At 64.9% G+C, this 24,917-nt stretch carries 28 protein-coding genes, 1 tRNA gene and 1 riboswitch; of the genes, 18 read left to right on the top strand and 11 right to left on the bottom strand.

The window, feature by feature from the left end; translation table 11 throughout:
* The first annotated feature begins 108 nt into the window (after positions 1-108).
* A complete protein-coding gene (locus AAG813_RS12475; protein WP_341915603.1) occupies positions 109-702 on the top strand; it encodes a hypothetical protein in 594 nt (197 codons plus the stop codon).
* A 52-nt stretch (positions 703-754) separates the two neighbouring features.
* On the top strand, positions 755-1,075 hold the full coding sequence (locus AAG813_RS12470) for an antibiotic biosynthesis monooxygenase (RefSeq protein WP_341915600.1): 321 nt from the start codon (positions 755-757) through the stop codon (positions 1,073-1,075).
* Here AAG813_RS12470 and AAG813_RS12465 read toward each other — a convergent pair.
* On the bottom strand, positions 1,062-1,607 hold the full coding sequence (locus AAG813_RS12465; protein ID WP_341915597.1) for a BON domain-containing protein: 546 nt from the start codon (positions 1,605-1,607) through the stop codon (positions 1,062-1,064). The two genes, AAG813_RS12470 and AAG813_RS12465, sit on opposite strands and share 14 nt — an antisense overlap.
* Positions 1,608-1,944: 337 nt before the next feature.
* Here AAG813_RS12465 and AAG813_RS12460 point away from each other — a divergent pair, with 337 nt between their 5' ends.
* Positions 1,945-2,748, top strand: coding sequence for an extensin family protein (locus AAG813_RS12460; RefSeq protein ID WP_341915593.1), 804 nt, complete (start codon positions 1,945-1,947; stop codon positions 2,746-2,748).
* Positions 2,749-2,833: 85 nt separating this feature from the next.
* Here AAG813_RS12460 and alkB read toward each other — a convergent pair whose 3' ends face one another.
* The 7 genes from alkB to AAG813_RS12425 form a co-directional block, all read right to left on the bottom strand.
* Positions 2,834-3,484, bottom strand: coding sequence for a DNA oxidative demethylase AlkB (gene alkB, locus AAG813_RS12455; protein WP_341915589.1), 651 nt, complete (start codon positions 3,482-3,484; stop codon positions 2,834-2,836).
* Positions 3,485-3,508: 24 nt separating this feature from the next.
* Positions 3,509-4,243, bottom strand: coding sequence for a 2OG-Fe(II) oxygenase (locus AAG813_RS12450; protein WP_341915586.1), 735 nt, complete (start codon positions 4,241-4,243; stop codon positions 3,509-3,511).
* A gap of 79 nt (positions 4,244-4,322) precedes the next feature.
* Entirely contained in the window at positions 4,323-4,760 is a 438-nt protein-coding gene (trxC, locus tag AAG813_RS12445) for a thioredoxin TrxC (RefSeq protein WP_341915583.1), read from the bottom strand.
* A gap of 32 nt (positions 4,761-4,792) precedes the next feature.
* Entirely contained in the window at positions 4,793-5,026 is a 234-nt protein-coding gene (locus tag AAG813_RS12440; protein WP_341915579.1) for a hypothetical protein, read from the bottom strand.
* Positions 5,013-5,366, bottom strand: a complete 354-nt coding sequence (locus AAG813_RS12435; protein ID WP_341915576.1) for a hypothetical protein — start codon at positions 5,364-5,366, stop codon at positions 5,013-5,015. The genes AAG813_RS12440 and AAG813_RS12435 overlap by 14 nt, the downstream gene beginning before the upstream one ends.
* Before the next feature lie 186 nt (positions 5,367-5,552).
* Positions 5,553-6,167 carry a class I SAM-dependent methyltransferase gene (locus tag AAG813_RS12430; protein WP_341915574.1) on the bottom strand — a complete coding sequence of 205 codons (615 nt, stop codon included), beginning with the start codon at positions 6,165-6,167 and terminating at the stop codon, positions 5,553-5,555.
* 100 nt (positions 6,168-6,267) lie between these two features.
* On the bottom strand, positions 6,268-7,308 hold the full coding sequence (locus AAG813_RS12425; protein WP_341915571.1) for a sulfate ABC transporter substrate-binding protein: 1,041 nt from the start codon (positions 7,306-7,308) through the stop codon (positions 6,268-6,270).
* Between the two features lie 148 nt (positions 7,309-7,456).
* Between AAG813_RS12425 and AAG813_RS12420 the strand changes: the two genes are divergently transcribed.
* Both AAG813_RS12420 and mnmC read left to right on the top strand, forming a co-directional pair.
* Entirely contained in the window at positions 7,457-7,729 is a 273-nt protein-coding gene (locus AAG813_RS12420) for an oxidative damage protection protein (RefSeq protein ID WP_341915567.1), read from the top strand.
* Positions 7,730-7,855: 126 nt separating this feature from the next.
* Positions 7,856-9,751, top strand: a complete 1,896-nt coding sequence (gene mnmC, locus AAG813_RS12415; RefSeq protein ID WP_341915564.1) for an FAD-dependent 5-carboxymethylaminomethyl-2-thiouridine(34) oxidoreductase MnmC — start codon at positions 7,856-7,858, stop codon at positions 9,749-9,751.
* Between the two features lie 42 nt (positions 9,752-9,793).
* On the opposite strand, the gene AAG813_RS12410 is transcribed toward mnmC, so the two are convergent.
* Positions 9,794-10,621, bottom strand: coding sequence for a response regulator (locus AAG813_RS12410; RefSeq protein ID WP_341915561.1), 828 nt, complete (start codon positions 10,619-10,621; stop codon positions 9,794-9,796).
* Positions 10,622-10,820: 199 nt separating this feature from the next.
* Here AAG813_RS12410 and AAG813_RS12405 point away from each other — a divergent pair, with 199 nt between their 5' ends.
* The 12 genes from AAG813_RS12405 (at position 10,821) to AAG813_RS12350 (ending at position 22,735) form a co-directional block, all read left to right on the top strand.
* A complete protein-coding gene (locus tag AAG813_RS12405) occupies positions 10,821-11,612 on the top strand; it encodes a sulfite exporter TauE/SafE family protein (protein ID WP_341915557.1) in 792 nt (263 codons plus the stop codon).
* A 29-nt stretch (positions 11,613-11,641) separates the two neighbouring features.
* A complete protein-coding gene (locus AAG813_RS12400; protein ID WP_341915555.1) occupies positions 11,642-13,453 on the top strand; it encodes a nitrite/sulfite reductase in 1,812 nt (603 codons plus the stop codon).
* A gap of 10 nt (positions 13,454-13,463) precedes the next feature.
* On the top strand, positions 13,464-13,853 hold the full coding sequence (locus AAG813_RS12395) for a DUF934 domain-containing protein (RefSeq protein ID WP_341915551.1): 390 nt from the start codon (positions 13,464-13,466) through the stop codon (positions 13,851-13,853).
* Positions 13,854-13,855: 2 nt separating this feature from the next.
* Entirely contained in the window at positions 13,856-14,665 is an 810-nt protein-coding gene (locus AAG813_RS12390) for a phosphoadenylyl-sulfate reductase (protein ID WP_341915550.1), read from the top strand.
* Positions 14,662-15,594, top strand: a complete 933-nt coding sequence (gene cysD / locus AAG813_RS12385) for a sulfate adenylyltransferase subunit CysD (RefSeq protein ID WP_096695752.1) — start codon at positions 14,662-14,664, stop codon at positions 15,592-15,594. Before AAG813_RS12390 ends, cysD begins: the two co-directional genes overlap by 4 nt.
* Positions 15,594-16,907 carry a GTP-binding protein gene (locus AAG813_RS12380; protein ID WP_341915543.1) on the top strand — a complete coding sequence of 438 codons (1,314 nt, stop codon included), beginning with the start codon at positions 15,594-15,596 and terminating at the stop codon, positions 16,905-16,907. Before cysD ends, AAG813_RS12380 begins: the two co-directional genes overlap by 1 nt.
* A 90-nt stretch (positions 16,908-16,997) precedes the next feature.
* Positions 16,998-17,327: a ferredoxin FdxA gene (gene fdxA, locus AAG813_RS12375; RefSeq protein ID WP_341915541.1), complete on the top strand. Its 330-nt coding sequence runs from the start codon at positions 16,998-17,000 to the stop codon at positions 17,325-17,327.
* A 65-nt stretch (positions 17,328-17,392) separates the two neighbouring features.
* Positions 17,393-18,493, top strand: coding sequence for an NAD(P)/FAD-dependent oxidoreductase (locus AAG813_RS12370; RefSeq protein WP_341915538.1), 1,101 nt, complete (start codon positions 17,393-17,395; stop codon positions 18,491-18,493).
* A 202-nt stretch (positions 18,494-18,695) separates the two neighbouring features.
* Positions 18,696-19,193 (top strand): ATP-binding protein, encoded by a 498-nt coding sequence (locus AAG813_RS12365; protein WP_341915535.1) that lies wholly within the window; start codon positions 18,696-18,698, stop codon positions 19,191-19,193.
* A gap of 9 nt (positions 19,194-19,202) precedes the next feature.
* Complete coding sequence (locus tag AAG813_RS12360) at positions 19,203-19,859, top strand: DUF2239 family protein (protein ID WP_341915531.1); 657 nt, start codon at positions 19,203-19,205, stop codon at positions 19,857-19,859.
* A 17-nt stretch (positions 19,860-19,876) separates the two neighbouring features.
* Positions 19,877-21,205 (top strand): MATE family efflux transporter, encoded by a 1,329-nt coding sequence (locus AAG813_RS12355; RefSeq protein WP_341915712.1) that lies wholly within the window; start codon positions 19,877-19,879, stop codon positions 21,203-21,205.
* Between the two features lie 57 nt (positions 21,206-21,262).
* A riboswitch (TPP riboswitch) is annotated at positions 21,263-21,361 on the top strand.
* A gap of 66 nt (positions 21,362-21,427) precedes the next feature.
* Positions 21,428-22,735, top strand: a complete 1,308-nt coding sequence (locus AAG813_RS12350; RefSeq protein ID WP_341915528.1) for a cytosine permease — start codon at positions 21,428-21,430, stop codon at positions 22,733-22,735.
* On the opposite strand, the gene thiD is transcribed toward AAG813_RS12350, so the two are convergent.
* Positions 22,719-23,582, bottom strand: a complete 864-nt coding sequence (thiD, locus tag AAG813_RS12345; RefSeq protein WP_341915524.1) for a bifunctional hydroxymethylpyrimidine kinase/phosphomethylpyrimidine kinase — start codon at positions 23,580-23,582, stop codon at positions 22,719-22,721. The two genes, AAG813_RS12350 and thiD, sit on opposite strands and share 17 nt — an antisense overlap.
* Before the next feature lie 167 nt (positions 23,583-23,749).
* On the opposite strand from thiD, the gene AAG813_RS12340 reads away from it, so the two are divergent.
* Positions 23,750-23,825: transfer RNA gene (locus AAG813_RS12340), tRNA-Asn, on the top strand.
* Between the two features lie 43 nt (positions 23,826-23,868).
* Here AAG813_RS12340 and AAG813_RS12335 read toward each other — a convergent pair.
* Positions 23,869-24,915 carry a site-specific integrase gene (locus AAG813_RS12335; RefSeq protein ID WP_341915521.1) on the bottom strand — a complete coding sequence of 349 codons (1,047 nt, stop codon included), beginning with the start codon at positions 24,913-24,915 and terminating at the stop codon, positions 23,869-23,871.
* Positions 24,916-24,917 lie beyond the last annotated feature (2 nt).

The raw sequence follows: 24,917 nt of genomic DNA, 5'->3' as shown, positions 1-24,917 counted from the left end.
GGCGTGAGGACAAAACAGCAAGCGGATGCCGCGCTGGCCTTGTGCTCGGGAAAACATCAATAATGGTTCGCCATCACCTTGCGCCCCGCCCCCTACTGGAAAAAAACCGTGAACCCCAAAATCAAAGAGCTGCTCGGCCAGATCACCACGCTGGAAGACGAGCTGCGCGCCGCGCTGCGTGAACAGGAAACGCAGCTTTTCTACCAGTTCAAGGGCAAACGGGTCGAATTCGAGGGCTCGATCCGCGAGACGCATCGCAAACTGAAACGCAGCCTGTGGCACTGGATCGTGACGGACCGCCCGCAGAATTTCCTGACCGGGCCCATCATCTACAGCCTGATTGTTCCGCTGGCTGTGCTCGACCTCTGCGTCACGTTTTACCAAGCCAGTTGTTTCCCGATCTACAAAATTGCCAAGGTCCGGCGCGCCGACTACATCGCCCTTGATCGCCAGCACCTGGCCTACCTCAACGCCTTCGAGCGTTTTCACTGCACCTACTGCGGCTACGCCAACGGGCTGATCGCCTACGCCGCCGAAATCGTGGCGCGGACCGAGCAGTATTTCTGCCCCATCAAACACGCGCGCCAGCTGTTCAGCTCCCACTCACGCTACGAGCGGTTTCTGGCCTACGGCGAAGCCGCCGACTACCATGCCAAGCTCGAGGCGTTCCGCCTGGCGCTGGAAAAAGAAATCAAGAATTAGGGCCGGCCTGCGCCATGCCGGGCCCTGTCACCGTTTCCCGGAGGACAGTTGCATGAAGTTCATTTTCGAAGTCCGCATGAAGCCCGGCTACACGGTGGACGAGTATGCCGCCGCCTGGATCAGCGCCAGTGAAATCATCCAGCGCACGCCGGGCGCGCGCGGCACGTACCTGCACCGCAAGATCGGTTCGCCCGACACCCTGCTGGCGATTGCCACCTGGGACTCCAAGGCGCACCGCGATGCCAAGGACGACCGCCGCGATGCCACCGTGCGTGCCATTCTCGACAAACATGCCCGGCACTGCGACGTCACCGTGATCGGCGAGTTTGAAGAGCCCGAGTGGTCGGTGCTGCCCGAACTCAGGGCGACGTGAGCGTTCTGTAGGGCGCCGGCGCCTTGGGCCGGGTCGACACATTGACCAGCACCTGCTCGACATCGGGCACACCTTTGGCCCAGGCCTGCAGCGCGGCCACGCGGCGCCGATCCGGCACGCAACCTTCAATGAACACGATGCGCCGCTGCACCGTCACCCACAGGCTGCTGCCGGTGGCGAGCTTGAGCTCTCCCACGCGGGCCTGGAGGGCCCGGGCAATGTCCTGGTCGTAGGCATAGGCGTTGGAGCGTGCGCACCGGCCGGCCAGCCAGCAACTGGTGCCGCGTTCGGCCCGGTAATGCGCTTCGGCACGCTGCTCCGCCGCGGTCAGGTAAGGGCCCAGCGGCACCGGGCAGCGCGGCGCCTGGGCGGCGATCTGGAAGAAGGGGTCGTTGAACCAGTTGCGGCGCTCCGCCGCGTCCTGCGCCAGACAGGGGATGGTGCCCAGAAACAGCGCCAGCTGCAACGGCCAACACAGCACGATGTGTCGGAAACGTCGATGGTGTTGTTGATGGTGATGGTGATGATGCATGCTGCCCTCCTGTCGAAATCGCGCCGCGCCATTGCTTCACCCGCCCCTGCCACCGGCCGGCAAGTCAACGGGGGCTTCCGAATGGTTGCTGCAGAAACGCCCCGACGCTCCGGCAACCCCAGGGAACCGGGATACCGCTGCACATCTTGTCAAAATATCGGGGCTTGGTGGAGTCTCCCTGCTCTGTACCTTCCGCAGATGCTCCGCTGTCCCTGCAGCCGGTGCATCGATCGTGGCTCTTTCCTGACGGCCCGCAGCAGCATCCAGGTACAAAGCCTGCACCCACAAGGGCAACTGACTGGCAAACCCGGCGCCACCGTGGCCGTATAACAAGGGCATGCCCCCACCGTCGCCGCGCCCGCACGCCGAGTCCAACACCCCGCCCTCGGCCACCGAACGCCCGCGCTGGGGCCGCTGGTTCTTCGCGCTGCTCTGGAGCGCACTGGTCGCGGGTGGCTACGCGGTCTACATCGGCGCCGTCGTCATCCCTGAGCGCTTCAACCCCTGGGCGCCGCTGGACGTGGCGGCGCCGCCCAACTTCCTGACTGGTGCCAAGCTGTCGCGGGCGCGCGCGGACCCGGTGCGCTGCCTGGCCGCGCTGGCGCAGACCGGCCTGCGTTACAGCGTGCTGCCGGACCGCGTCACCGGACCGGGCTGCGGCTTCGACAATGCGGTGCTGCTGCGCGAGGCCGGCGTGCGACTGGGCACACCGGTGTCGCTGAGTTGCCCAATGGCCTTGTCCTTGGCGATGTGGGAGCGCCACGCGCTGCAGCCGGCCGCGCAGTTGCATGCCGGCCAGCGCGTGACGGCCATCGACCACCTGGGCAGTTATGCCTGCCGCAACGTCAACCGAGGTGAGGGCGCGACGCCCGACGCGCCGGCGGGAAACCGCAGTCGCCACGCCACCGCCGACGCGCTCGACATTGCCGGCTTCACGCTGGCCAATGGCCAACGCCTCTCGGTGCTGCGCCAGTGGCAGGCCGGAGACGCCGGCGCGGTGACCGGCGCGGAAGCGCTGCTGCTCAGGGACGCGCACCGCGGCGCCTGCCGCTTCTTCCCGGGTGTGCTGGGGCCGGACTACAACGCGGTCCACAGGGACCACTTCCATCTGGAAACCGGCGGCTACCGCATGTGCCGGTGAGGCCCTGAGCGCCCTGCTTGCTCCTCTTTTTATAGCTACCTACGCCCGTTTGACAAGGGCTGGCGGCTTATTTTTTATGTAAAACTCAGCGCGCGCGGCGAAACGTCAGGTTGATGCGCTGGCGGCCCAGCAGCGCGTGTTCGCCCTCGGCCAGCGGTGCCACGCCATGGAAGGCCAGGCGCGCCGGCCCGCCCCAGACCACCACGTCGCCATGCTGCAGACGGTGGCGCTGCGGCCTGTCCTTGCGACTGGTCGTGCCGAACAGGAACGCCGCGGGCAGGCCCAGCGACACCGAGACGATGGGGGCGGAGAAATCTTTCTCGTCCCGGTCCTGGTGGAGTGAGAGCCGTGCGCCCGGTTCGTAACGGTTGACAAGGCAGGCGTCCGGCTCGAAGTGGGCAAAGCCGGCCTCCGTTGCCGCGCGCACCGCCAGCTTGCGCAGGATCGCGGGCATGGCGGGCCAGGGCCGGCCCGACAGCGGGTCCAGCGCATCGTAGCGGTAGCCGCTGCGGTCCGACACCCAGCCGAGCGCGCCGCAATTGCTCATGGCCACCGACATGACGCGCCCGCCCGGCGTGACCAGATGGCGGAACGGCGACTGGCGGGTGACATCGGCGACGGCCTTCAGCAGGTCTGCGCCCTCCTCGCGCGCAAAACCGCGCAGCAACACGGCACCGGGCGCCAGCGTTTCACGCGACACCGCCACGGGCAACTCGTCAAAAAGATCAGCGGTCAAGCTTTCTCCTGCGCAAATTCGGCGCTACTGAGCGTCATGAAAAATCACACCCAATGTGTGGCGATGGCCCGAGCGTACCGTGCTGACGCCGTGGCGCATGGTGACCCTGTAAAAACCCTTGCTGCCCTGCACCGGCCGGTGGTGCACGGCAAACACCACGGCATCACCCTGCGAAAGGGAAATCACCTCGGGACGGGACTGCATGCGCGGGCGCTGCTCGGTCAGCACAAACTCGCCGCCGGTGAAATCCTCCCCCGGCCGTGACAGCAACACCGCCACCTGCAACGGAAACACATGCTCACCGTACAAATCCTGGTGCAGGCAGTTGTAGTCGCCTTCGGCATACTGAAGCAGCAGCGGCGTCGGCCGCGTCTGGCCGGCGGCATGGCAGCGCGCCAGAAACTGCGCATGCTCCGGCGGGTAACGCACGGCGATGCCCATGGCTTCGTTCCAGCGGTTGGCCACGTCCACCAGACGGGGATACAGCGTGCTGCGCAACTGCTGCACCAGATCGGGCAGCGGGTCGCTGAAATACTGGTATTCGCCGCGGCCAAAACCGTGCCGCGCCATCACGACGCGGCTGCGAAAGCGGTCTGTCTGTGGGTAGAGTTTGGCGACAGCGTCGCATTCCGCGGTGTCGAGCAGCGCGGGCAGCACCACGCTGCCCTGTGTGAGCAGCGTTTCGGTATCGAGGTGGAGTTCAGCCAGCCGTTGGCTTGCGGGCAGTGCGTGGTTGGCACGGGTTGTTGAAGAAGGCATCGGGCGGAGCTTAGCCCGGCACGAAGCAGCAGGCACGCCGAAACCGGACACCTGCACACTCCCCGCTTCGTTCTGGAGCCTAAGCCAGGTGCGAGCGTGCCCAGCGCACGATGTCGGCCGCACCCATGGCGCCGGGCTGGCGCGCGACCTCGCGGCCGTTCACGAACAGCGCCAGCGTGGGGATGCTGCGGATGTTGAAGCGTGCGCCCAGGTTGCGGGCGGCCTCGGTGTCCACCTTCACCACGCGCACCGCGGGCTCGAGCTGCGCGGCGGCCTGCTCATAGGCTGGCGCCATCTGCAGGCAGGGGCCGCACCAGGGCGCCCAGAAATCGACGAGTACCGGAATCTGGTTGCGGGTGATGTGGCGGTCAAACGCCGCTTCGTCGAGGTTGACCGGGTGCCGGGTGAACAGCGCCTGGTGGCAACTGCCGCAGTCCGGCGCCTTGGCCAGATCCGCGCTGTTGACGCGGTTGGTCGTGTGGCAGTGCGGACACACGATGTGCAGCGAATCCGTCATCTGTACCCCGTCGGCGTTCTGAACCAGCTATTTCAGCTGTTGTTGATTTCGTCCAGCGCCTTGCACGACGGTGCGCACACGGCGTGGGACTTGCCCAGCACCTTGCGTGTGCCCATCTGCGAGCGGGGACGGTGTTTGCCGCACATGAAGCACGACATCGTGGCAGCACCGAAAGAAGCGGACGCGACAAACGGGGAGCCCGACACCTTGGATTTGTAACGCAGTCCGTCGGCAAGGACGGTGGTTTTGGCATCAGCTCTGGCCATGGGTGTTTCCTTGGTTGGGTTGGCGCATTGCGCGCTCTATGGCTTGCTTGGCCTGCCGTTCGGCAGCCAGCGCCGGATCCAGCGGCGAGCGGCACAGGCCCGCATGCTGATAGACCGTATTTTCGTACAATTCGGCCGCGGCCGGGTGGGTGTCCAGCAAAGCCCCCAGTTCAACCCCCGGCCTGACGCTGTCAAACGCCTCGACCAGGTGGGTCACCACAGAGAGGTATTGCTCCGGGCCGACCGGCACGGCACTGTGTTCCAGCCGCTCGAGCAGCTCAGCCAGCACGTGCGTCACGGTCAGGTCGGCACTGAAAGAAGGGGTTTGGGTCGTGTTCATGCCTCTGAAACTTGGGGCTTTTGGCCGAAAAACAAGCCGGAATGCCGCAACCCCGCGAGCCACTATGTTTTTAATAGCTGACAGCGCCCGTCCGACAAGGGCTGAAGGCTTGTTTGGCTTCAAAAACCCGCTCCTGTCCAGATTGCCTGTGACTGCTTGCGTGCCGGGCCGTCTTTGGGGGCCCGGTCAATGCAGGACGCAATGGCAATACACGAAATGCTGCAGGGCGCCGGAAGGCGTGCGGTGGTCTTCCTGCAAGTGCTCCAGCAGTTCAAAAGCGCCGCCAAACTCGGCATGCAGCGCATCGGGCGCATAGCGAACCACCGGCAAGCCGCTGCATTGCAGGGGCCCGTCCGGGGCAAAGGCCGCCACGATGACATGCCCGCCCGGGCGCACGGCGCGGCGCACCTGGGCGACATAAGCGGCGCGGTCCGCCGGTTCGGTGAGGAAATGGAAAACGGCCCGGTCGTGCCAGACATCGATGCTGGCTTTCTCCAGCGGCACGGTCGTGATGTCGCCCTCGATCCAGCGCACCTTCCCTGCCCGCTCACCGAGCCGGCGGCGCGCCACCTCCAGCGCCGCCCCGGAAATATCCAGCACGCTCACATCCGTCATGCCGTGGTCCAGCAGGTCGTCCACCAGGCGGGAAGCCCCGCCCCCCACATCGACAATACGCGCCGACTTGTCGGGGGCGACACGCAGGATCAGTTCCAGCGACAGGGTGGCGTGCGGCTGGTACCAGCTCACGGCTTCTGCAGCATGGGCGGTGTAGACCTGCTCCCAATGCGATTTGGGTTCCATGAAACGGCTCCGGGTGTGTCTTTGATCCGTTCATGATAGTCATGTCAGGGCAACCCGGGCTGACTTGCCGCAAACTCGCAGCGCCCCGGACCGGGGATTCTTACTTGCGGACGTAAATCTGGTCGAAGGAACCGCCGTCCGAAAAGTGTTCCTTGTCAGCCTTGGCCCAGCCGCCGAAAGCCTGGTCGATGGTGAACAGGTTCAGCTTGGGGAACTGCTTGGCGTATTTGGCGATGGCTTTTTGCGAAACCGCAGGGCGGTAAAAGTTCTTGCCGGCGATGTCCTGGCCTTCTTCGGAATACAGGTACTTCAGGTATTCCTCGGCCACGACGCGTGTGCCTTTCCTGTCGACGTTTTTGTCCACCACGGCGACGGCCGGCTCGGCCAGGATGCTGATCGATGGTGCAACCACGTCGAATTTGGCGCCGAATTCCTTTTCAAGCAGGTAGGCCTCGTTCTCCCACGCGATCAGCACATCGCCCTGGGCGCGCTGGGCAAAAGTGATGGTGGAGCCGCGCGCGCCGGTGTCGAGCACCGGCACGTTGCCGTAGAGCTTGGCGACAAATTCTTTCGCCTTGGCATCGCTGCCGTATTTGCGCTTGGCGAACTCCCAGGCCGCCAGGTAGTTCCAGCGCGCGCCACCCGAGGTTTTGGGGTTGGGCGTGATCACGCTGACACCGGGCTTGATCAGGTCGTCCCAGTCCTTGATGCCCTTGGGGTTGCCCTGGCGCACGGCCAGCACGATGGTCGAGGTGTAGGGCGACGAGTTGTGCGGCAGCTTTTTCTGCCAGTCGGGGGCGAGCCATGCACCGTTTTTGACTAGCGCATCGGTGTCGCCGGCCAGCGCCAGCGTGGCCACGTCGGCATCGAGCCCGTCGATGATGGAGCGCGCCTGTTTGCCCGAGCCGCCATGCGACTGCTTGATGGTCACGTCCTGGCCGGCCTTGGCCTTCCAGTATTTGGCAAAGGCGGCGTTGTATTCCACGTAGAACTCGCGAGTCGGATCGTAAGACACGTTGAGCAGGGTCACGGGGGGTTTGGCGGCCGGCGTTTGCGCCAGCGCGGCCCCGGCCGACCCTGCCAGTGCTACGGCTACTGCCAGGCGGGTGGAAACATTCATAAAATGGCGGCGTGTGGTCATGGTCTGCTTTCTGGTCCAGTGCATTTTTTCTATGCGGGTTTGAGTGAGAAGCTGGATTCTGGAAGCGGCAGACCAAAACAGGAACGAATAAGAATTCAGTTCTTAATACCCAAATCATCTATAACCAGATTCCACGAAAGAAGTCCCCATGGCACGTACCGTCAAATGCATCAAACTGGGCCGGGAAGCCGAAGGTCTGGACTTCCCCCCCTACCCCGGCCCACTGGGCAAACGCCTGTGGGAAGAAGTCAGCAAGGAAGCCTGGGCAGAGTGGATGAAGCAGCAGACCATGCTGGTCAATGAAAACCGCCTGAACCTCGCCGATGCCCGTGCCCGCCAGTACCTGGCGCGCCAGATGGAAAACCACTTTTTCGGCAGTGGTTCCGATAAGGTGCAGGGTTACGTCCCTCCTACGGAATAAGGCCCCCACGGTTGCTCACTGCGTGTAGCGCCCTGCCCCCCGAGGGGGCCGCTGCGTCTGCGGACCGGCAAAGCCAGATCCGCGGCCCCGGCTGGTCTGGATCTGGAGAACTCACGCTTGTAGCCTATGGCTGAAGTGATCGAGTGGCTGGCCGACGGCACGCCTTACAGCCCGCGTTTTGGCGACCGCTACCGCAGCGAACTCGGCGGGCTGGCGCAGTCGCGCGAGGTGTTCTTGCACGGCTGTGGCCTGCCTGCCGCCTGGGCAAGCCAGCCGCAGTGGTGCATCCTGGAAACCGGTTTTGGCCTCGGACTGAACTTTCTGGTGACCTGGCAGGCCTGGAAGGCCGACCCCGCGCGGCCGCGGCTGCTGCATTTTGTGGCCACCGAAGCGCACCCGGCCAGCGCCACCGACATCCTGCGTGCGGCCGAGGCGCATCCTGAACTGCTGCCTTTGGCCGAACAACTGCAGGCCCAATGCTGGGGCCTGCTGCCCGGTGCGCACCGGCTGGTGTTCGAGGGCGGCCAGGTGTTGCTCACGCTGTGCATTGGCGACACCAAAGCCGTGCTGCGCGAGCAGGCTTTGGCAGCTGACGCGGTTTACCTCGACGGCTTCAGCCCCGCGAAAAACCCCGGCATCTGGGACCTGCACACGCTGAAGGCGGTGGCGCGCTGCTGCCGCCGCGGCACCCGCATCGCCAGCTGGACGGTGGCGCGCAGCGTGCTCGACGGCCTGACCCAGTGCGGCTTCGTCGTGCAGAAAACCCCGGGCCTGCCGCCCAAACGCGACAACCTGCAGGGCGAATTCGCCCCGCGCTGGGTGCCGCGCAAGGCAGCCGGCGGTGCGCCCTTGGCGCCGGTCCTGCCATCAAGCTGTGTCGTCATCGGCGCCGGCCTGGCCGGTGCAGCCACGGCCGCCAGCCTGGCGCGGCGCGGCTGGCAAGTGCTGGTAATCGATGCGCATGAGACACCGGCCGGCGGTGCCTCGGGCCTGCCGGCCGGCGTGCTGGTGCCGCATGTCTCGCCCGATGACAGCCTGCTGTCGCGCCTGTCCCGCTGCGGCGTGCGCGCCACGCTGCAGCAGGCCCGGGCGCTGTTGCAGGAAGGCCGCGACTGGCAGGCCAGCGGCGTGCTGGAGCGGCGGCTGGAGGGCAGCGGTGGCCTGCCTGCCGACTGGCCCGACGCCGGCCACGACTGGAGTGAGCCGGCCAGCGCGGCGCAACTCGACCAGGCCGGGCTGGACACGGCCTCGGCGGCCACCTGGCACCGCCAGGCGGGCTGGATCAAGCCGGCCCGCTTGGTGCAGGCGCTGCTTGCACAACCCGGCATCACCTGGCGTGGCGGCGTGCAGGCAGCGCGGCTGGAACGCAACGCCGCGGGCCCATGGCAGGTGTTCGACGGCCGGGAGCAGATCATTGCGCAGGCCGATCTTGTGGTGCTGGCCGCGGCCCATGCCAGCGGGCTGCTGGTGGACGGCGGGCTGCCGCTGCAGGCGATTCGCGGCCAGGTCTCCTGGGGCCTGCGGCGCAGCGCCGACGACGCCGTCTTTCCCGCCTTCCCGGTCAACGGCCATGGCAGCTTGTTGCCTGCCGTACCCGTCGATGAGGGCATCGCATGGATGGCTGGCGCCGGTTTTCAGCGCGACCGGGACGACAGTCGGCCCGACCCGGCCGACCAGCTGGCCAACCTGGAGCGCCTGCAGACCCTGCTGCCGCACACGGCACGCCAACTGGCAGTGGCTTTTCGGGAAGGAACCGCCAGGGCCTGGGCCGGCGTGCGATGCGCCTCACCGGACCGCTTGCCGCTGGTGGGCCCGCTCCAGCCCTTGCGGCAGCCGGGGCTCTGGGTGAACACGGCCATGGGTTCGCGCGGGCTGACCTTTGCCGTGCTAGGCGGCGAACTGCTCGCCGCCCGGCTGCATGGCGAACCCCTGCCGGTGGACCAGCGGCTGGCGCAGGCACTGTCGCCGCAGCGTGCCAGCCTGCTCAAACAACGGGTGGCGCCGGTGGACCCGGTGATTTGAAGCCTTTTATGATCCCAGCCCTTGATGGGCGGGCACATACAGCTATATATTTCGTAGCATTTTCTTGAGCTGCCCGGGGTGCAGGGGTTTTCGCAGGTAGACCTGCGCACCGGAAAAACGGGCCCGCAGCCCCTGCTGCCAGGCCGGCGCCGTGCCGGTGACAAACAGGTGGGCAATGGCTGGCCGGGTGTTGTCCACCGCCTTGATCAGCAGCCAGGGGTCCATGTCGGTCAGCGCGAGGTCCGCCGTGACCAGCAGGTAGGCATGGGTGTTCAGCAGAATCAAGGCTTCCGTGCCGGTGGCCGCCTCGTCCACTTCATGCAGGCCGGCGGCGGCCAGCTTGGCACGCAGGTAGAGGCGGTCGTCGCGCCCGGGGTCCACCACCAGCACCCGCCGCCCCACCAGCGGCAGGGTGCCCGGCTCCAGCGGCAAGGGTTCGGTGGCGTCGCCGTCGTCGAGCACCACATCGAGATCCTCGTCATGCGCAAGGTCCAGATCGATCGGCAGCGCAGCCTGGGGTTCCGGCAAAGAAGGCTGTGACCGGGGCAGGAGCCCGAAGGCCTCGTCCATTGCTTCGAGCACGGCCGACCATTTGACCGGCGCCTCAAACACCCGCCAGGCCTGGGCAGGTGCGTCATCGCCGATCCAGATGAGTTTGAGGCCGTCGTGGGCGGGGTTGGCCAATGCCAGCACGGCCTCCCAGCTGTCACCGTCGATGATCAGGACATCGGGCGCTTCGATCGCCTCCGCGGTTTGAGCCGTCCAGCCCGAATAAACGACGTCGCGCGACTCGGACAGACGGAACACCAGATCCAGTGCCTGGCGCTCGGCGCTGCTGAAACCGAAAAACTTGACGAATATCCGCTTCACTCCCGCCCCCTTGTTGTTATTGGCGTGGATGATACGGGGCTTGTGTCCAAATGTTGCTGACGGCGTTGTCCCGATGACACGAAATTCAGTGCTCCAGCCCGGAGACCCGCATGAACACTCGCGAATAAGCTTATTCGCATAAGCGAACAACGAATCTGTAGTTTGTTTTCATAAGCCCTCGCCCTAAAGTCGGCGGCTTATGCATGATTTTGCTTTTGTTTTCGCGGGTTTTGCCGTCGGTCTCGTGGTGGGGCTGACGGGTGTGGGCGGCGGTTCGCTCATGACGCCCTTGCTGATCTTCTTTTTCGGCGTCAAACCGCACCTGGCCATCGGTACCGACCTGCTGTTTGCCGCCTTCACCAAGCTGGGCGGCACCATCGGCCTGGCCCGGTCCCGGCTGGTGGACTGGAAAATTGTCGGCCAGACGGCGGCCGGCAGCATTCCGGCCTCGCTGGCCACGCTGTATGTGCTGCATCTTGTCGGACCGGCCAACCCGGCGGCCCAGGCCGTGATGACCACCACGCTGGGCGTGGCGTTGCTGCTCACGGCGTGCGCCACCTTCTACAAAGCCGTTTATGGCAAGGCTGCGCCGCGCCACATTGAACCGGCCGCCCTGGCCGCGGCGACACAGGCGCGCCACTGGGCCCTGCCGATGCTGTTCGGCGCGGTGATCGGTGTGCTGGTGACGCTGACCTCGGTGGGCGCCGGCGCCATCGGGGTGATTGTGCTGATGCTGCTTTACCCGGCCCTGCCGCTACCGCGCATCGTGGCCGCCGACATCGCCCACGCCGTTCCGCTGACGCTGGTGGCCGGCTTCGGCCATGCATCCATCGGCTCGGTGGACTGGCTGCTGCTGGTCAAACTGCTGGCCGGCTCGCTGCCCGGCATCTGGCTCGGCTCGCGCCTGGTCAACAGCACGCCCGACCGCTGGATACGCTCCCTGCTTTCCGTGCTGCTGGCTTATGCCGGCGCCAAACTCATCGCCATCTGACCCCCTGAATCATCGGATCCCTGACCGCCATGTACCAATACACCGAATTTGACCGCCAGTTTGTGAAAGCCCGCGCCAGCCAGTACCGCGACCAGCTGACCCGCTGGCAGGCCGGCCAGCTGGCCGAAGACGACTTCCGCCCGCTGCGCCTGCAAAACGGCTGGTACGTCCAGCGTTACGCGCCCATGCTGCGCGTCGCCGTGCCTTACGGCGAACTCTCGAGCGCGCAAGTGCGTGTGCTGGCGAAAATCGCACGTGAATATGATCAACCGAATGCCGCGCTGTTCCATGATGCGCAGGCGGCCCAGGACAAGCTCGGCCCCGTCAACCTGAAAAACGGCCTGTCGGTGGCTTCCAAGCTGACTGCCGGTTATGCGCACTTCACGACGCGCCAGAACATCCAGTACAACTGGATTCCGCTGGACAAGTCGGCCGACGTGATGGACCTGCTGGCCAGCGTCAATATGCACGGCATTCAGACCAGCGGCAATTGCATCCGCAACATCACCAGCGACGAACGGGCCGGCATTGCGGTGGACGAAATCGCCGACCCGCGCCCCTTTGGCGAGATCCTGCGCCAGTGGAGCACGCTGCACCCCGAGTTCGCCTTCCTGCCGCGCAAGTTCAAGATCGCCATCAGCGGCGCCCGGGAAGACCGCGCCGCCACGGCATGGCACGACGTCGGCCTGCACCTGATCCGCAACGCCGAAGGCGAGCTGGGCTTCAAGGTGCTGGTCGGTGGCGGCATGGGTCGCACACCCATCATTGCCAGCGTGATCCGCGAGTTCCTGCCGTGGCACCAGGTCATGAATTACATCGAAGCCATCGTGCGCGTCTACAACCGCTACGGCCGGCGCGACAACATGTACAAGGCGCGCATCAAGATCCTGGTGAAAGCCGAAGGCCAGAAGTACATCGACGACGTCGAGGCCGAGTACCTGCAGATCATGGAACACGACGGCGGCCCCCACACCATCACACAGGCCGAGCTGGACCGCGTCACCGCGTCGTTTGTGCCGCCCACGCTCCAGTGCGACCGCAAAAGTGCCGACGCCAAGATCGCCAACATCCTGCGCGCTGCCGCCGAGGACGACATCGAGTTCGGCCGCTGGCTCAAGCAGAACGTGGCGCCGCACCAGAACCCGGATTTGCGCGCCGTGACGCTGTCATTCAAGCGCCTGGGCCAGGCGCCTGGCGACGCGACCGCCGACCAGCTCGACACGGCGGCCGACCTGGCCGACCGCTTCAGTGCCGGCGAAGTGCGTGTCACGCACGACCAGAACCTGCTGCTGCCCTGGGTGCGCTGCGACGAGCTGCCCGAACTGTGGCGCGCCGCGCGCAAGTCCGGTTTTGCGCGCCCCAACATCCGCCTGCTGACCGACATGATCGCCTGCCCCGGCGGCGACTTCTGCTCGCTGGCCAATGCGCGCTCCATCCCGATCGCCGAGGCCATCACCGAGCGTTACCAGGACATGGACGAGTTGCACGACCTCGGCGAGATCGACCTGCACATCAGCGGCTGCATCAACTCCTGCGGCCACCACCACAGCGGCCACATCGGCATCCTGGGCGTGGACAAGGACGGCAAGGAGTGGTACCAGGTCACGCTGGGCGGCTCCGACGGCTCCACGCTGAGCGGCGCGCCGGTGCCCGGCAAGGTCGTCGGCCCCTCGTTTTCCGCCGCCGAAGTGCCGGAAGTGATTGAAGCCGTGCTCGACACCTACCGCCGCGAGCGCGAGGCCGGCGAGACCTTTATCGCCACCTTGCGCCGTGTCGGCATGGATCCTTTCAAGGAGGCCGCCAAGGGTGCGCGTTTTGCCGCTGCTGCCTTGGCCGCCTGAGGAGAACCCCATGAAACTTTTTCCTTTTTCCGATCACGTTGCCGCCGAGAACACTTCCGTTCTGGTGCTCGCCAACGACGCCGACCCGCTGCAGGCCCCGCTGGAGGGCGTGACCCGCATCGACCTGCACTTCCCGAAGTTCACCGACGGCCGTGCCTTCAGCCAGGCCTTTCTGCTGCGCCGCCGGCGCGGCTTCGAGGGCGAGATACGCGCCACGGGCGACGTGCTGGCCGACCAGCTCGCGCAGATGGAGCGCAGCGGCTTTGACGTCGCCGTGCTGCGTGCCGACCAGGACCTGGCCACGGCCCAGCGTGTGCTGGCAAGTTACCCCGGCTACGGCGTGGGCCGCTACCAGGGCGACGCGGTGCATGTCGCGCCCCACTTTGCAGAGGCGGCCTGACCATGGGTGCCATATCGCTTTACGCCAAGGCCTCGCCCGACTTCGCGCAGAAACTCGCGCGCAGCATCGCGCTGCTTCAATCGTCGGCCCAAAAACACTCGCCGCTGACCCAGGCCTCCAGCCTGGGTGCCGAGGACATGGTGGTCACGCACCTGCTCGAGGAAGCCGGCATCAACAGCCGCATCTTTGTGCTCGAGACCGGCATGCTGCATGCCGAAACCGTCGCGCTGATCCCGCGCATCGAAGAACGCTACCTGCGCCATGTCGATGTGTACCGCCCTGACCCCGATACCGCCAGCGCGTTCGTGGAGGACAACGGCCCGAATGCCATGTACAAAAGCCTCGCGCTGCGCAAGGCCTGCTGCCACATCCGCAAGATGGAGCCGCTGGAGCGTGCCCTGGCCGGCAAAAAGGGCTGGATCACCGGCCTGCGCCGCGAACAGTCCAGCGCCCGCGCCGAAGTGCACGACATCGAGGAGCAGGATGGCCGCGTCAAGATCAACCCCCTGGCCGACTGGACCTGGGGCGACGTCTGGCATTACATCGCGCTGCACAACATTCCGTTCAACCCGCTGCACGACCAGTTTTTCCCCAGCATCGGCTGCGCGCCCTGCACCCGCGCCGTGACCCTGGGCGAAGACTTCCGCTCCGGCCGCTGGTGGTGGGAAAACGAAAGCGCCAAGGAATGCGGCTTGCACGTTACGGCCGACGGCACGCACGAAGCCGAAGAACCGGCTGCTTTTGAACCTTTGTCCAGCCCGCTTTCCGGTCGTACTTCCAGCATCATCCCCATCCGAGAGATCCCCGAATGAACGCACGCGCCGAACCCCAACTGCTCAGCAAGCTGAGCAACTCGCACCTCGACGCGCTCGAGGAAGAAACGATTTTCATCCTGCGCGAAGTAGCCGCGGCCTTCGAGCGCCCGGCCCTGCTGTTCTCGGGCGGCAAGGACTCGCTGGTCATGCTCAAGTGCGCCGAGAAGGCCTTTGGCGTGGGACGCATCCCCTACCCGCTGCTGATGATCGATACCGGCCACAACTTCCACGAGGTAACCGACTTCCGCGACCTGCGCGCGAAGGAACTCGGCGCCGAGCTGATCGTGCGCAACGTGGAAGACTCGATGAAACGCGGCACGGTGCGCCTGGCGCATCCCGGCGAGTCGCGCAATGTGCACCAGTCGGTGACCTTGCTCGAAGCCATCGACGAGTTCCGCTTCGACGCGCTGATCGGCGGCGCGCGCCGCGACGAGGAGAAAGCCCGCGCCAAGGAGCGCATCTTCTCGCACCGCGACAGTTTCGGCCAGTGGCAACCCAAGGCCCAGCGGCCCGAGCTCTGGACGCTGTTCAACACCCGGCTGCAGCCCGGAGAACACTTCCGCGTGTTCCCGATCTCCAACTGGACCGAACTCGACGTGTGGCAATACATCGAACGCGAAGCCATCGCCCTGCCCTCGCTCTATTACGCGCACCAGCGCAAGGTTGTCGAACGCAAGGGCCTCTTGGTCCCGGTGACCGAGCTGACACCGGCGCGCGAGGGCGAGGAAGTGGTCGAGAAAACCGTGCGTTTCCGCACCGTGGGCGACATCACCTGCACCTGCCCGGTGGACAGTCCGGCCGCCACCGCCGCCGAGATCGTGATCGAGACCCTGGCCGCCGACGTGAGCGAGCGCGGCGCCACACGCATGGACGACAAGACCTCCGATGCATCCATGGAAAAGCGCAAGAAAGACGGGTACTTCTGATGAGCACTACTGATTTGATAGCTGGCGGCGCACAACTGACGGGCGCTACAGGCCAAAATGACCTGAAATCCGCGCTAAAGTTCATCACCTGCGGTTCCGTCGATGACGGCAAAAGCACCTTGATCGGCCGCCTGCTGGTGGACAGCAAGGCCGTATTGCAGGACCACCTGGCCGGCGTGCAGCGCGGCGGCGAGACCGACCTGGCCCTGCTGACCGACGGCCTGTCGGCCGAACGCGAGCAGGGCATCACCATCGACGTGGCCTACCGCTACTTCGCCACCGAAAACCGCAAGTTCATCATTGGCGACGCGCCCGGCCACGAGCAGTACACCCGCAACATGGTCACGGCCGCGTCGAGCGCCGACGCCGCCGTGGTGCTGGTTGATGCGACCAAGCTGGACTGGAAAACCCCGTCCATGGAGCTGCTGCCACAGACCCGCCGCCACTCGCTGCTGGTCAACCTGCTGCGTGTGCCATCCATTGTGTTCACGGTCAACAAACTCGACGCGGTGGAAGATCCTGCGCTGGCCTTCAAAAACATCAGCACGGCGCTGAAGGCCTTCGCCGGGGCGGCCCGGATACCGGTCAGGGCCATCGTGCCAATCTCCGCACTCAAGGGCCACAACGTGGTGGACGCCCAGCCCGGCTGGTGCGGCTACGAAGGCCTGTCGCTGCTGCAATTGCTCGAACAGCTACCCGCCACCCCGGCCGAAAGCACCGAGGCTTTTGCCTTCCCGGTGCAATGGGTGGAAAAATTTTCGTCATCCTCGGACACCTCCCAGGGCCGCCGCGTGTTCTGGGGCCGTGTCGCCACCGGCGGTGTACAGCCTGGCCAGAGCGTCACCGTGCTGCCCAGCGGGCAGACAGCCGTCGTGGCACAGGTCCTCGACCACGCCCGCCAGCCCAAGTCCATTCTGGCCGGCCACAGCGCCGGCATCGTGCTGGACCGGGAAGTCGACGTGTCGCGCGGCGACTGGCTGCTGGCCACCGATACTTTTGAGCCGACGCGCGAACTGTCGGTCACCATTGCCTGGATGGACGACGAGCCGCTGGTCGCCGGACGTGTCTACTGGGCACTGCACGGCCACCGCTGGGTCAAGGCCAAGGTCAAACGCATCGTGCACAAGCTCGATGTCAACACCCTGGCCGAGGAAGACGCCAGCGAGCTGCCGCCCAACGCCATCGGCCACATCGAGCTGAGCCTGCAGGCCCCGCTCGCCACCCTGCCTTATGCCCGCTCGCGGGTGCTGGGTTCGCTGGTGCTGGTGGACACGGCATCGAACAAGACCTCGGGCGCCGCGCTGATCCTTTGATCAGGATCAGCCCCGATCTGGCACCCGACTTAACCCTGCTCACGGAATCCTCTTAAAATTGAGGGTTTCCACCGATCCCGCAAGAACAACATGACTCACATCGTTACCGAATCCTGCATCCGCTGCAAATACACCGACTGTGTGGATGTCTGTCCCGTGGACTGCTTCCGCGAAGGCCCCAACATGCTGGTGATCGATCCGGACGAGTGCATCGATTGCGCGGTCTGCATCCCCGAGTGTCCGGTCAATGCGATTTACGCCGAAGAAGACGTACCGGCCGACCAGGTCGCCTTCATCAAGCTCAATGTCGAGCTGAGTAACGCGCCGGGCTGGAAAAGCATCACCAAGCGCAAGGAAGCCTTGCCCGATGCCGAAGAGTGGAAAGACGTCACCAGCAAACTGGACCAGCTCGTTCGCTGAGGCGCTTCCGATCGCAGGGCTTTGCGTCTGCCCGCCCTCTCCAAACTGCAACCCGAAAAACCCCCATGGAACCTCAACTGAACCAGGAAGTGATCAACACGGCTGCCGCGCACGATGGCCCGATAGAGACCGATGCGGTCATCGTCGGCGCGGGCCCGGTCGGGCTGTTCCAGGTGTTTGAACTCGGCCTGCTGGAGATCAAGGCGCACGTGATTGACTCGCTGGCCTACCCCGGCGGCCAGTGCATCGAGCTCTACCCGGACAAGCCGATTTACGACATTCCCGCCGTGCCGATGTGCACCGGCAAGGAACTGACCGACTCCCTGCTCAAGCAGATCGAGCCCTTTGGCGCGACCTTCCACTTCGGCCAGGAAGTCAGCACTGTCGAAAAACAGGAGGACGGCCGCTTTTTCGTCCAGACCTCCAAAGGCACGCAGTTCCTGACCAAAACCATTTTCATTGCGGCCGGTGTGGGGGCTTTCCAGCCGCGCCTGCTGAAGGTCGACGGCCTCGAGAAGTTTGACAACACGCAGCTGTTTTACCGCGTCAAGTCGCCGGCTGACTTTGCCGGCAAAAACCTGGTGATCGTCGGCGGCGGCGACTCCGCACTCGACTGGGCGCTCAACTTCGCCAAGGAAGGCCCGAACAAGGCCGAAAGCGTGATCCTGATCCACCGCCGCGACGGCTTCAAGGCTGCCCCGGCCAGCGTCGCGAAGATGCGGGAGCTTTGTGACAACTACGAGATGCAGTTCATCGTCGGCCAGGTCACAGGTTACGAGGAAAAAGACGGCAAGCTCACCGGCGCCAAGGTCACCGGTGCCGACGGTGTCACCCGCGTGGTACCGCTCGACGTGATGCTGGTCTTTTTCGGCCTGTCGCCCAAGCTCGGTCCGATTGCCGAGTGGGGCCTGGACATCGAGCGCAAGCAGCTCAAGGTCGACACCGAAAAATTCTCGACCAACGTGCCCGGCATTTTTGCGGTCGGCGACATCAACACCTACCCCGGCAAGAAAAAGCTGATCCTCAGCGGTTTTCATGAATGCGCACTGGCCGCTTTCGGCGCGGCGCCATTCATCTTCCCCGACAAGAAGATCCACCTGCAATACACCACCACCAGCCCGAAACTGCACAAGGTGCTCGGGGTGGAGACGCCCGTTTTCGACTGAACACCGGGCTATACCCCCCTGCCCAGGCCCGCCATGTGCGGGCCTTTTCTTTGTCTGTCGTTTTTTCGGCTCAATTTCACCCGGGTAATATTGACATCTAATTTTTACCCGGGTAATATTCGGTCCATTGAAAAGGAAGACAGGCCGCGGACCACGGCAGGTCAGGCATCTCTTCCCTCTGGTCCTGTCAAGAAAGAACATCATGGGAACCCTGCATCTGGTCTTCGGACCACAAGGCGCCGGCAAGTCAAGTTATGCGCGCCAACTCGCAACGCGCTTCCAGGGCGTCCGCCTGTCAATCGACGACTGGATGGGCCAGCTGTATGGCCCCGACCTGCCGACACCCATGAACTTTGCGTGGATCATGGAACGCGTCCAAAGATGCGAGAAGCGCATCTGGGCCACCGCGGCAGAAATTGCCGGCACGGGCGGCCACGTGGTGCTGGACCTCGGATTCATGAAAGTCAGAAACCGCACCGAATTCCTGGCGCTGGCCAGCGCCGGCGAACATCCGGCGCAGCTTCACTTTGTCAATGCCCCGCTCGATGTCAGGCGCCAGCGCGTGCTCCAGAGGAACATCGACAAAGGCGACACCTATTCCTTTGAGGTCAGCGCGCCCATGTTCGATTTCATGGAACGCGAGTTCGAGCCGCCCACGGCGCTGGAGCTGGCGAGCGCTACCGTGTTCCATTCCCACTGAAAGAAAACCATGCCCCCATCGCCCGGCCCCACGGCCAGCACCTCCCCGCAGCGGCGTTGCACGGCCTTTGAGGAAAGCCGCCGCATCGCCACCGGCCCCTTGCGAGAGGTCGCCCTGAAGGTCAAGGCCGTCGCCGACCAGGGCCGGCAGAAAACCATTCTGGTGTTTGACGATCTGACGAGCGAGCTGGTCGAGCTGGACTTGCGCGGAAGCGACGCGGATGTGCTGGACCGCCTGCAAACGTCCGGGCGTGCCGAGGGAAGCGATGTCCCGGTCGCCCCGGAGCCGGAGGACGCACCGCGCGGCCCCGGACGGCCCAAGCTGGGCGTGATCGCACGCGAGGTGACCCTGCTGCCGCGGCACTGGGAGTGGCTGGGCAGCCAGCCCGGCGGCGCCTCGGTGGCCCTGCGCAAGCTGGTCGAGGAAGCACGCCGTACCCACGAGGGCAAGGACCGCGTGCGCCGGGCGCAGGAGGTGGCCTACCGTTTCATGTCGGCCATCGCCAGCAGTCTTCCGGGGTTTGAAGAGGCCAGCCGCGCGCTGTTCGCGGGTGACAGTGCCCGCTTCGATGAGCAGACACAGGCCTGGCCGGACGACCTGCGCAGCCATGCGCAAGGCCTGGCCCGGCAGGCGTTCGCTGCGCGTGAAGAAAAGGACGCGACGTGACCACACGACCTCCGCTGATGTGGAAGGCCTTCCTCGTTTTCCTCGGCCCCATGATGGCCAGCAACATCCTGCAGGGGCTGTCGGGCACGATCAACAACGTCTACCTCGGCCAGATGCTCGGTGTCGGCGCCATGGCGTCGGTGTCGGCGTTTTTTCCGGTGATGTTCTTTTTCATTTCCTTTGTCATCGGCCTCGGTGCCGGGGCCTCGGTGCTGATCGGCCAGGCCTGGGGCGCCCAAGAGCCCGACCGGGTCAAGGCCATTGCCGGCACCGCGCTGAGCGTGGGCCTGCTGGCCGGGCTCGTCGTCGCGGTGTTCGGCGGCACCTTCACCGGCCGGCTGCTCACCTTGCTCGGAACACCCGCCGATATCCTGCCCGGCTCCGTCGCCTATGCCCGCGTGATGCTGATCGCCATGCCCGGCCTGTTCGTGTTCCTGCTGGTCACCTCCATGATGCGCGGTGTCGGCGACACGCTGACGCCGTTGCTGGCACTGCTGCTGTCCACCGCGGTGGGCCTGGTCGTGACACCGGCGCTGATCCGCGGCTGGGGCGGACTGCCGCAAATGGGGGTTGCCAGCGGCGCCTGGGGCGCAGTGCTGTCCTTCACGGTGGCGCTGGCCTGGCTGGCCTGGTACCTGCGGCGCAAGGGCCACGCGCTGGCACCCGACGCCCGGTTTCTGCAGCACATGAAGATCGACCGTGCCATCCTCGCAAAAGTCCTGCGCATCGGCCTGCCCACCGGCATGCAGATGGTCATCGTCTCGCTCGCCGAGGTGGCGGTGCTGTTCCTGGTCAACCGCTTCGGCTCCGATGCCACCGCCGCCTACGGCGCCGTGAACCAGATCGTGGCCTATGTGCAGTTTCCGGCGATCTCGATTGCCATCACGGCCTCCATCCTCGGGGCGCATTCAATAGGCGCGGGCCACGCCGAGCGCCTGGGCGCCATCGCGCGCACGGCCATCATGCTCAATCTGGTGGTAACCGGCGGCCTGGTGTTGCTGGCCTACCTGTTCTCGCGCAGCATCATCGGCCTGTTCATCACGAGCGCACCGGTCATCGAAACGGCCCAGACCCTGCTGCACATCATGCTGTGGAGCACGGTCATTTTCGGCATGTCGGCGGCCATCTCGGGTGTGATGCGCGCCAGCGGCTCCGTGCTGGTGCCCACCGCGATTTCGATCACCGCCATCCTGGCGATCGAGGTGCCCGTCGCCTGGCTGCTGAGTCGCTACATCGGCCTCAACGGCATCTGGGTGGCCTACCCCGTGGCGTTCACCGCCATGCTGGCGATGCAGACCGCCTACTACCGGCTGGTGTGGCAACACAAGCCGATTCGCCGGCTGTGAGCCTGCGGAGCGTCATGCGGCTCCTGCCGTAGAATCCAGTTCGCGCTCCCTCAGGAGCGCATTCGCTGGGGGTGTTGCCGCGCAAGTGGCGACTGAGAAAGTCCCTTTGAACCTGACTGAGGTAATCCTCGCGCAGGGAAGCATGTCCAAGGCGCGGCACGGTTTTTTCGACCCTGTACGCGCCCTCGCAAGCCGCCCTGCCATTGACACAAGGAAAAGTTGATGGCCACCGTACCCGTTCCCTCCAACACCGCACTCACGCCCCTGGCCCAGGGAGACCGCCTGTTCGGCTGGCGCGAACACGCCGCGCTCTGGCTCAGCCTGGGCGTCGGCCTGCTGGTCATGCAGATCGGCGCCTACCTGGTCCCGGCGCTCGGCGCCAAGGCTGCCATGGCCGTCATCGTGGTCGGCTCCATCCTCGGCGCCGGCCTGCTGGCCTGGACCGCCAAGATCGGCTGCGACAGCGGCCTGTCAAGTGCTGGCCTGATGCACGCCACCTACGGCAGCAGCTTCGCGCGCCTGCCGGTGTTGCTCAACATCGTGCAGCTGATCGGCTGGACCACCTTTGAACTGGTGGTCATGCGCGACGGCACGGTGGCCATCGCACGGCAGTCGGGTTCGTTTGTCGCGTCCTTCTGGCCGGTACTGGCCACCCTGCTCTGGGGCGGCGTGCTGATTGCGCTGCTGTCGGGCTCCATGGTCAAGCTGGTGCGCAAGTTCATCGGTCGCTACGGCCTGCCGCTGGTGATCGCCTCGCTGCTGTGGCTGACCTGGCAATTCCTCGGGCGCGCCCACGCGCAGGGCTGGCAGGAAATCTGGAACCGTCCCGGCACCGGCGGCATGAGCACGCTGTCAGCCCTGGACCTGGTGATTGCCATGCCGGTGTCCTGGCTGCCGCTGGTGGCCGATTTCGCACGCCACGGCCGCGACGGCAAAAGCGCGCTGCGCGGCACCTGGCTGGGTTACGCGATTGCCAACACCTGGTGTTACGGCCTGGGCGTGCTGATCGCCCTCACCACACCAAGCACCGACCTGGTCGCCGCCCTGCTGCTGGCGCAAGGCGGGCTGATCGCCCTGGGCCTGATCCTGATCGACGAGGTGGACAACGCCTATGGCGACCTGTACTCCGGCTCGGTCGCCGGCCACAGCCTCAAGCCCGGCTGGAGCCTGCGTCGCTGGGGCATGGCCCTGGCGGTCCTGTGCACCGGCCTGGCGCTGGTGCTGCCCATGCACAGCCTGGAGCCTTTCCTGCTGATGCTCAGTTCGGTGTTTGTGCCGCTGTACGGCGTGATCCTGGCGCGCCTGGGCGGCGTGCCGAATGTGGCTTCGCTGGTGGGAACGAAAAAAGTCAATCTCAGCGCAGTCGTGATCTGGGTGCTGGGCGTGGCCACCTACCACCTGTGCGCCAAACTCGCGCCCGAGTGGGGCGCGGCGCTGCCCACACTGGCCCTGACCTTTATGCTCGCCCGTGTGACCCGTGCCCATTCCGGACCGGCCACCGGAGAACGCGCGCTCAGCCCCGCGGCTTGACCGGGTTCAAGGGCTTGAGCCGCATGGCCAGGGGCGCATGCCCGTGGTTCAGCGGCCCGCTGCCGGCGCCGATTTTCACTTTGGCGCCGGCCAGCAGTGCCGCACGCACATAGGCGCGCGCCATTTCCACCGCTTCCTGCAAGGGCTGCCCCAAAGCCAGCCCGGCCGCAATGGCGGACGACAGCGTACAGCCCGTGCCGTGCGTATTGGCACTGTGAATGCGCGGTGCATGCATCCAGTGTCTTTCGCCCGCAGCCGTCAGCAGCAGGTCCATCACCGTGTCGCCCGGCAAATGCCCGCCTTTGAGCAGCACCGCACGCGCTCCCTTGGCCAGCAGCTCGTGAGCCGCCGCCTCCATGTCATCTGCATTGTTCAGTGGCCTGCCCACCAGCAGGGCGGCTTCGTCGAGGTTGGGCGTGACCAGCACCGCGCGCGGAAACAGTTCCCGCACCAGCACGTTAATGGCCGGGTTGTCGATCAGCACCGCGCCGCTGGTGGCCACCATCACCGGGTCGAGCACGATTTTCTCTAGCGCATGGCGGTCAATCGCCTCGGCCACGGCCAGCACAATCTCGGGCGCATGCAGCATGCCGATCTTCACGGCGTCGACACCGATATCCTCGACCACCGCATCGATCTGGTCGCGCAGCATGGCGGGCGGCACGCCATGAATGGCCCGCACACCCTGGGTGTTCTGCGCCGTCAGCGCGGTGATGGCCGTCATGCCGTAACAGCCGAGCGCGGCAAAGGTCTTCAGGTCCGCCTGGATGCCCGCCCCGCCGCCGCTGTCCGAGCCCGCAATGGACAACACGCGCGGGTACTCGAATTCAAAAGTGTCGTTGCTCATGGAGAAAAGTGTTTCCCGGTGGTTCAGGCCCTGCGAAGGCGATGCCGGATTATCGGGGAAGCCGCTTTCGGACTGGCGCGCCGGGGGATCAGCGCCTGAATTCTTGGCCCTAAGTTCAATCCTGAGCCGGAAGTCCGAAAAAGTCAGGCTATAATTTAAGGCTGTATTCCTCAATAGCTCAGTTGGTAGAGCGCCGGACTGTTAATCCGTAGGTCCCTGGTTCGAGCCCAGGTTGAGGAGCCATATAAAACAAGGGCTTGCACGTAAGTGCAGGCCTTTCGTCTTTCTAAACGTGACGAAAACGTGAAAATTCCACCACGTTCGGGCCACTTCCCCCGCGCTCAATGCGGGACGCTGCGGATAACAGGTTCTCTGTTGCAAATTTGGCGTAGCGGTCCACCATCGTCCTCGACTTCCAGCCGCCCAGGTCCTTGAGTTCATCGCAGGATGTTCCCGCCTGGCGGTGCCAGGATGCCCAGGTGTGGCGCAAGTCGTGAAAACGGAAGTCCTCAATCCCCGCTTTTGCCAGCGCGTTGTGCCAGGCCGTGTTGGTCACGTCCGCCCGCAAGGGCTGGCCTTTGTACGCAAAGCAAAATTGCAGGTTTTGCCCGATCTGCTCTCTCAACACTTCAATCGCATCTTCATTTAACGGGACTCCCCGAGGCGTGCCATTTTTGGTCTTGTTCAGCCAAGCCGTATGCCTGTTCAGATCGACCCGGCTCCACTCCAGACCCGTTATCTCAGCCGCACGGCAGCCTGTTGCCAGGGCAAACCGTACCAGGGCCGCCAGGTGTGGCGCACAGAAGCGGATCAATCGATCAGCTTCTTCATGCGTCAACCAGCGATCCCGCTCGACTTCACCGCCCAGGAGCCGGATTTTCGGGAAGTTATCGATCCACTGCCATTCATCGCGAGCCATCCGGAGAAGGCTGCGCATCGTGGACAGGTAGCGATTCACCGTGGCAGGTTTGTTGCCTTTCTTGAGCTCCCCCTGGACAACGGTCCAAACCACATCACCATTGATCTGGTTCAGCATCATCGACCCCAGGTAAGGGTCCAAAAAGCGGCAAATCCGCTGCACATCCGAAAAACTTCTCAAGGTCCGTTTCAGTTCGAGATACCGGACAACGGCTTCTTGCCAGCTACGTTGGGGCTTGATGCCAAAGTGAGTCTCCCGGTACGCATCCAGCTTTAACTTGGCTAGATAGGCTTCGGCATCCTCCTTGACGTCAGTCCCAGCGCTTTGGCGTACTCTTTTGCCGTTGGGGAGCGTTGCATTGATCCACCAGAGGCTGGAATCCGGCCTCCGATAGATTCCTTCATTACGGGCCATAA

The organism is Polaromonas sp. YR568, assembly GCF_943371715.1.
In the GTDB taxonomy this organism is placed as follows: Bacteria; Pseudomonadota; Gammaproteobacteria; order Burkholderiales; family Burkholderiaceae_C; genus Polaromonas.
The sequence above is the reverse complement of the archived record's forward strand: the minus strand, read 5'-3'. Positions and strand labels throughout refer to the sequence as shown.

What these genes read in the sequence shown, in the direction of transcription:
- AAG813_RS12335 (WP_341915521.1), bottom strand. Translation starts at nt 24,915, where the DNA reads ATGGCCCGTAATGAAGGAATCTATCGGAGGCCGGATTCCAGCCTCTGG.
- AAG813_RS12425 (WP_341915571.1), bottom strand. Translation starts at nt 7,308, where the DNA reads ATGACCACACGCCGCCATTTTATGAATGTTTCCACCCGCCTGGCAGTA.
- AAG813_RS12450 (WP_341915586.1), bottom strand. Translation starts at nt 4,243, where the DNA reads ATGCCTTCTTCAACAACCCGTGCCAACCACGCACTGCCCGCAAGCCAA.
- AAG813_RS12440 (WP_341915579.1), bottom strand. Translation starts at nt 5,026, where the DNA reads ATGGCCAGAGCTGATGCCAAAACCACCGTCCTTGCCGACGGACTGCGT.
- cysD (WP_096695752.1), top strand. Translation starts at nt 14,662, where the DNA reads ATGAACGCACGCGCCGAACCCCAACTGCTCAGCAAGCTGAGCAACTCG.
- mnmC (WP_341915564.1), top strand. Translation starts at nt 7,856, where the DNA reads ATGGCTGAAGTGATCGAGTGGCTGGCCGACGGCACGCCTTACAGCCCG.
- AAG813_RS12365 (WP_341915535.1), top strand. Translation starts at nt 18,696, where the DNA reads ATGGGAACCCTGCATCTGGTCTTCGGACCACAAGGCGCCGGCAAGTCA.
- thiD (WP_341915524.1), bottom strand. Translation starts at nt 23,582, where the DNA reads ATGAGCAACGACACTTTTGAATTCGAGTACCCGCGCGTGTTGTCCATT.
- AAG813_RS12380 (WP_341915543.1), top strand. Translation starts at nt 15,594, where the DNA reads ATGAGCACTACTGATTTGATAGCTGGCGGCGCACAACTGACGGGCGCT.
- AAG813_RS12360 (WP_341915531.1), top strand. Translation starts at nt 19,203, where the DNA reads ATGCCCCCATCGCCCGGCCCCACGGCCAGCACCTCCCCGCAGCGGCGT.
- AAG813_RS12355 (WP_341915712.1), top strand. Translation starts at nt 19,877, where the DNA reads ATGTGGAAGGCCTTCCTCGTTTTCCTCGGCCCCATGATGGCCAGCAAC.
- fdxA (WP_341915541.1), top strand. Translation starts at nt 16,998, where the DNA reads ATGACTCACATCGTTACCGAATCCTGCATCCGCTGCAAATACACCGAC.
- AAG813_RS12405 (WP_341915557.1), top strand. Translation starts at nt 10,821, where the DNA reads ATGCATGATTTTGCTTTTGTTTTCGCGGGTTTTGCCGTCGGTCTCGTG.
- AAG813_RS12420 (WP_341915567.1), top strand. Translation starts at nt 7,457, where the DNA reads ATGGCACGTACCGTCAAATGCATCAAACTGGGCCGGGAAGCCGAAGGT.
- AAG813_RS12470 (WP_341915600.1), top strand. Translation starts at nt 755, where the DNA reads ATGAAGTTCATTTTCGAAGTCCGCATGAAGCCCGGCTACACGGTGGAC.
- AAG813_RS12370 (WP_341915538.1), top strand. Translation starts at nt 17,393, where the DNA reads ATGGAACCTCAACTGAACCAGGAAGTGATCAACACGGCTGCCGCGCAC.
- AAG813_RS12350 (WP_341915528.1), top strand. Translation starts at nt 21,428, where the DNA reads ATGGCCACCGTACCCGTTCCCTCCAACACCGCACTCACGCCCCTGGCC.
- AAG813_RS12400 (WP_341915555.1), top strand. Translation starts at nt 11,642, where the DNA reads ATGTACCAATACACCGAATTTGACCGCCAGTTTGTGAAAGCCCGCGCC.
- AAG813_RS12395 (WP_341915551.1), top strand. Translation starts at nt 13,464, where the DNA reads ATGAAACTTTTTCCTTTTTCCGATCACGTTGCCGCCGAGAACACTTCC.
- AAG813_RS12435 (WP_341915576.1), bottom strand. Translation starts at nt 5,366, where the DNA reads ATGAACACGACCCAAACCCCTTCTTTCAGTGCCGACCTGACCGTGACG.
- AAG813_RS12390 (WP_341915550.1), top strand. Translation starts at nt 13,856, where the DNA reads ATGGGTGCCATATCGCTTTACGCCAAGGCCTCGCCCGACTTCGCGCAG.
- AAG813_RS12465 (WP_341915597.1), bottom strand. Translation starts at nt 1,607, where the DNA reads ATGCATCATCACCATCACCATCAACAACACCATCGACGTTTCCGACAC.
- AAG813_RS12460 (WP_341915593.1), top strand. Translation starts at nt 1,945, where the DNA reads ATGCCCCCACCGTCGCCGCGCCCGCACGCCGAGTCCAACACCCCGCCC.
- trxC (WP_341915583.1), bottom strand. Translation starts at nt 4,760, where the DNA reads ATGACGGATTCGCTGCACATCGTGTGTCCGCACTGCCACACGACCAAC.
- AAG813_RS12430 (WP_341915574.1), bottom strand. Translation starts at nt 6,167, where the DNA reads ATGGAACCCAAATCGCATTGGGAGCAGGTCTACACCGCCCATGCTGCA.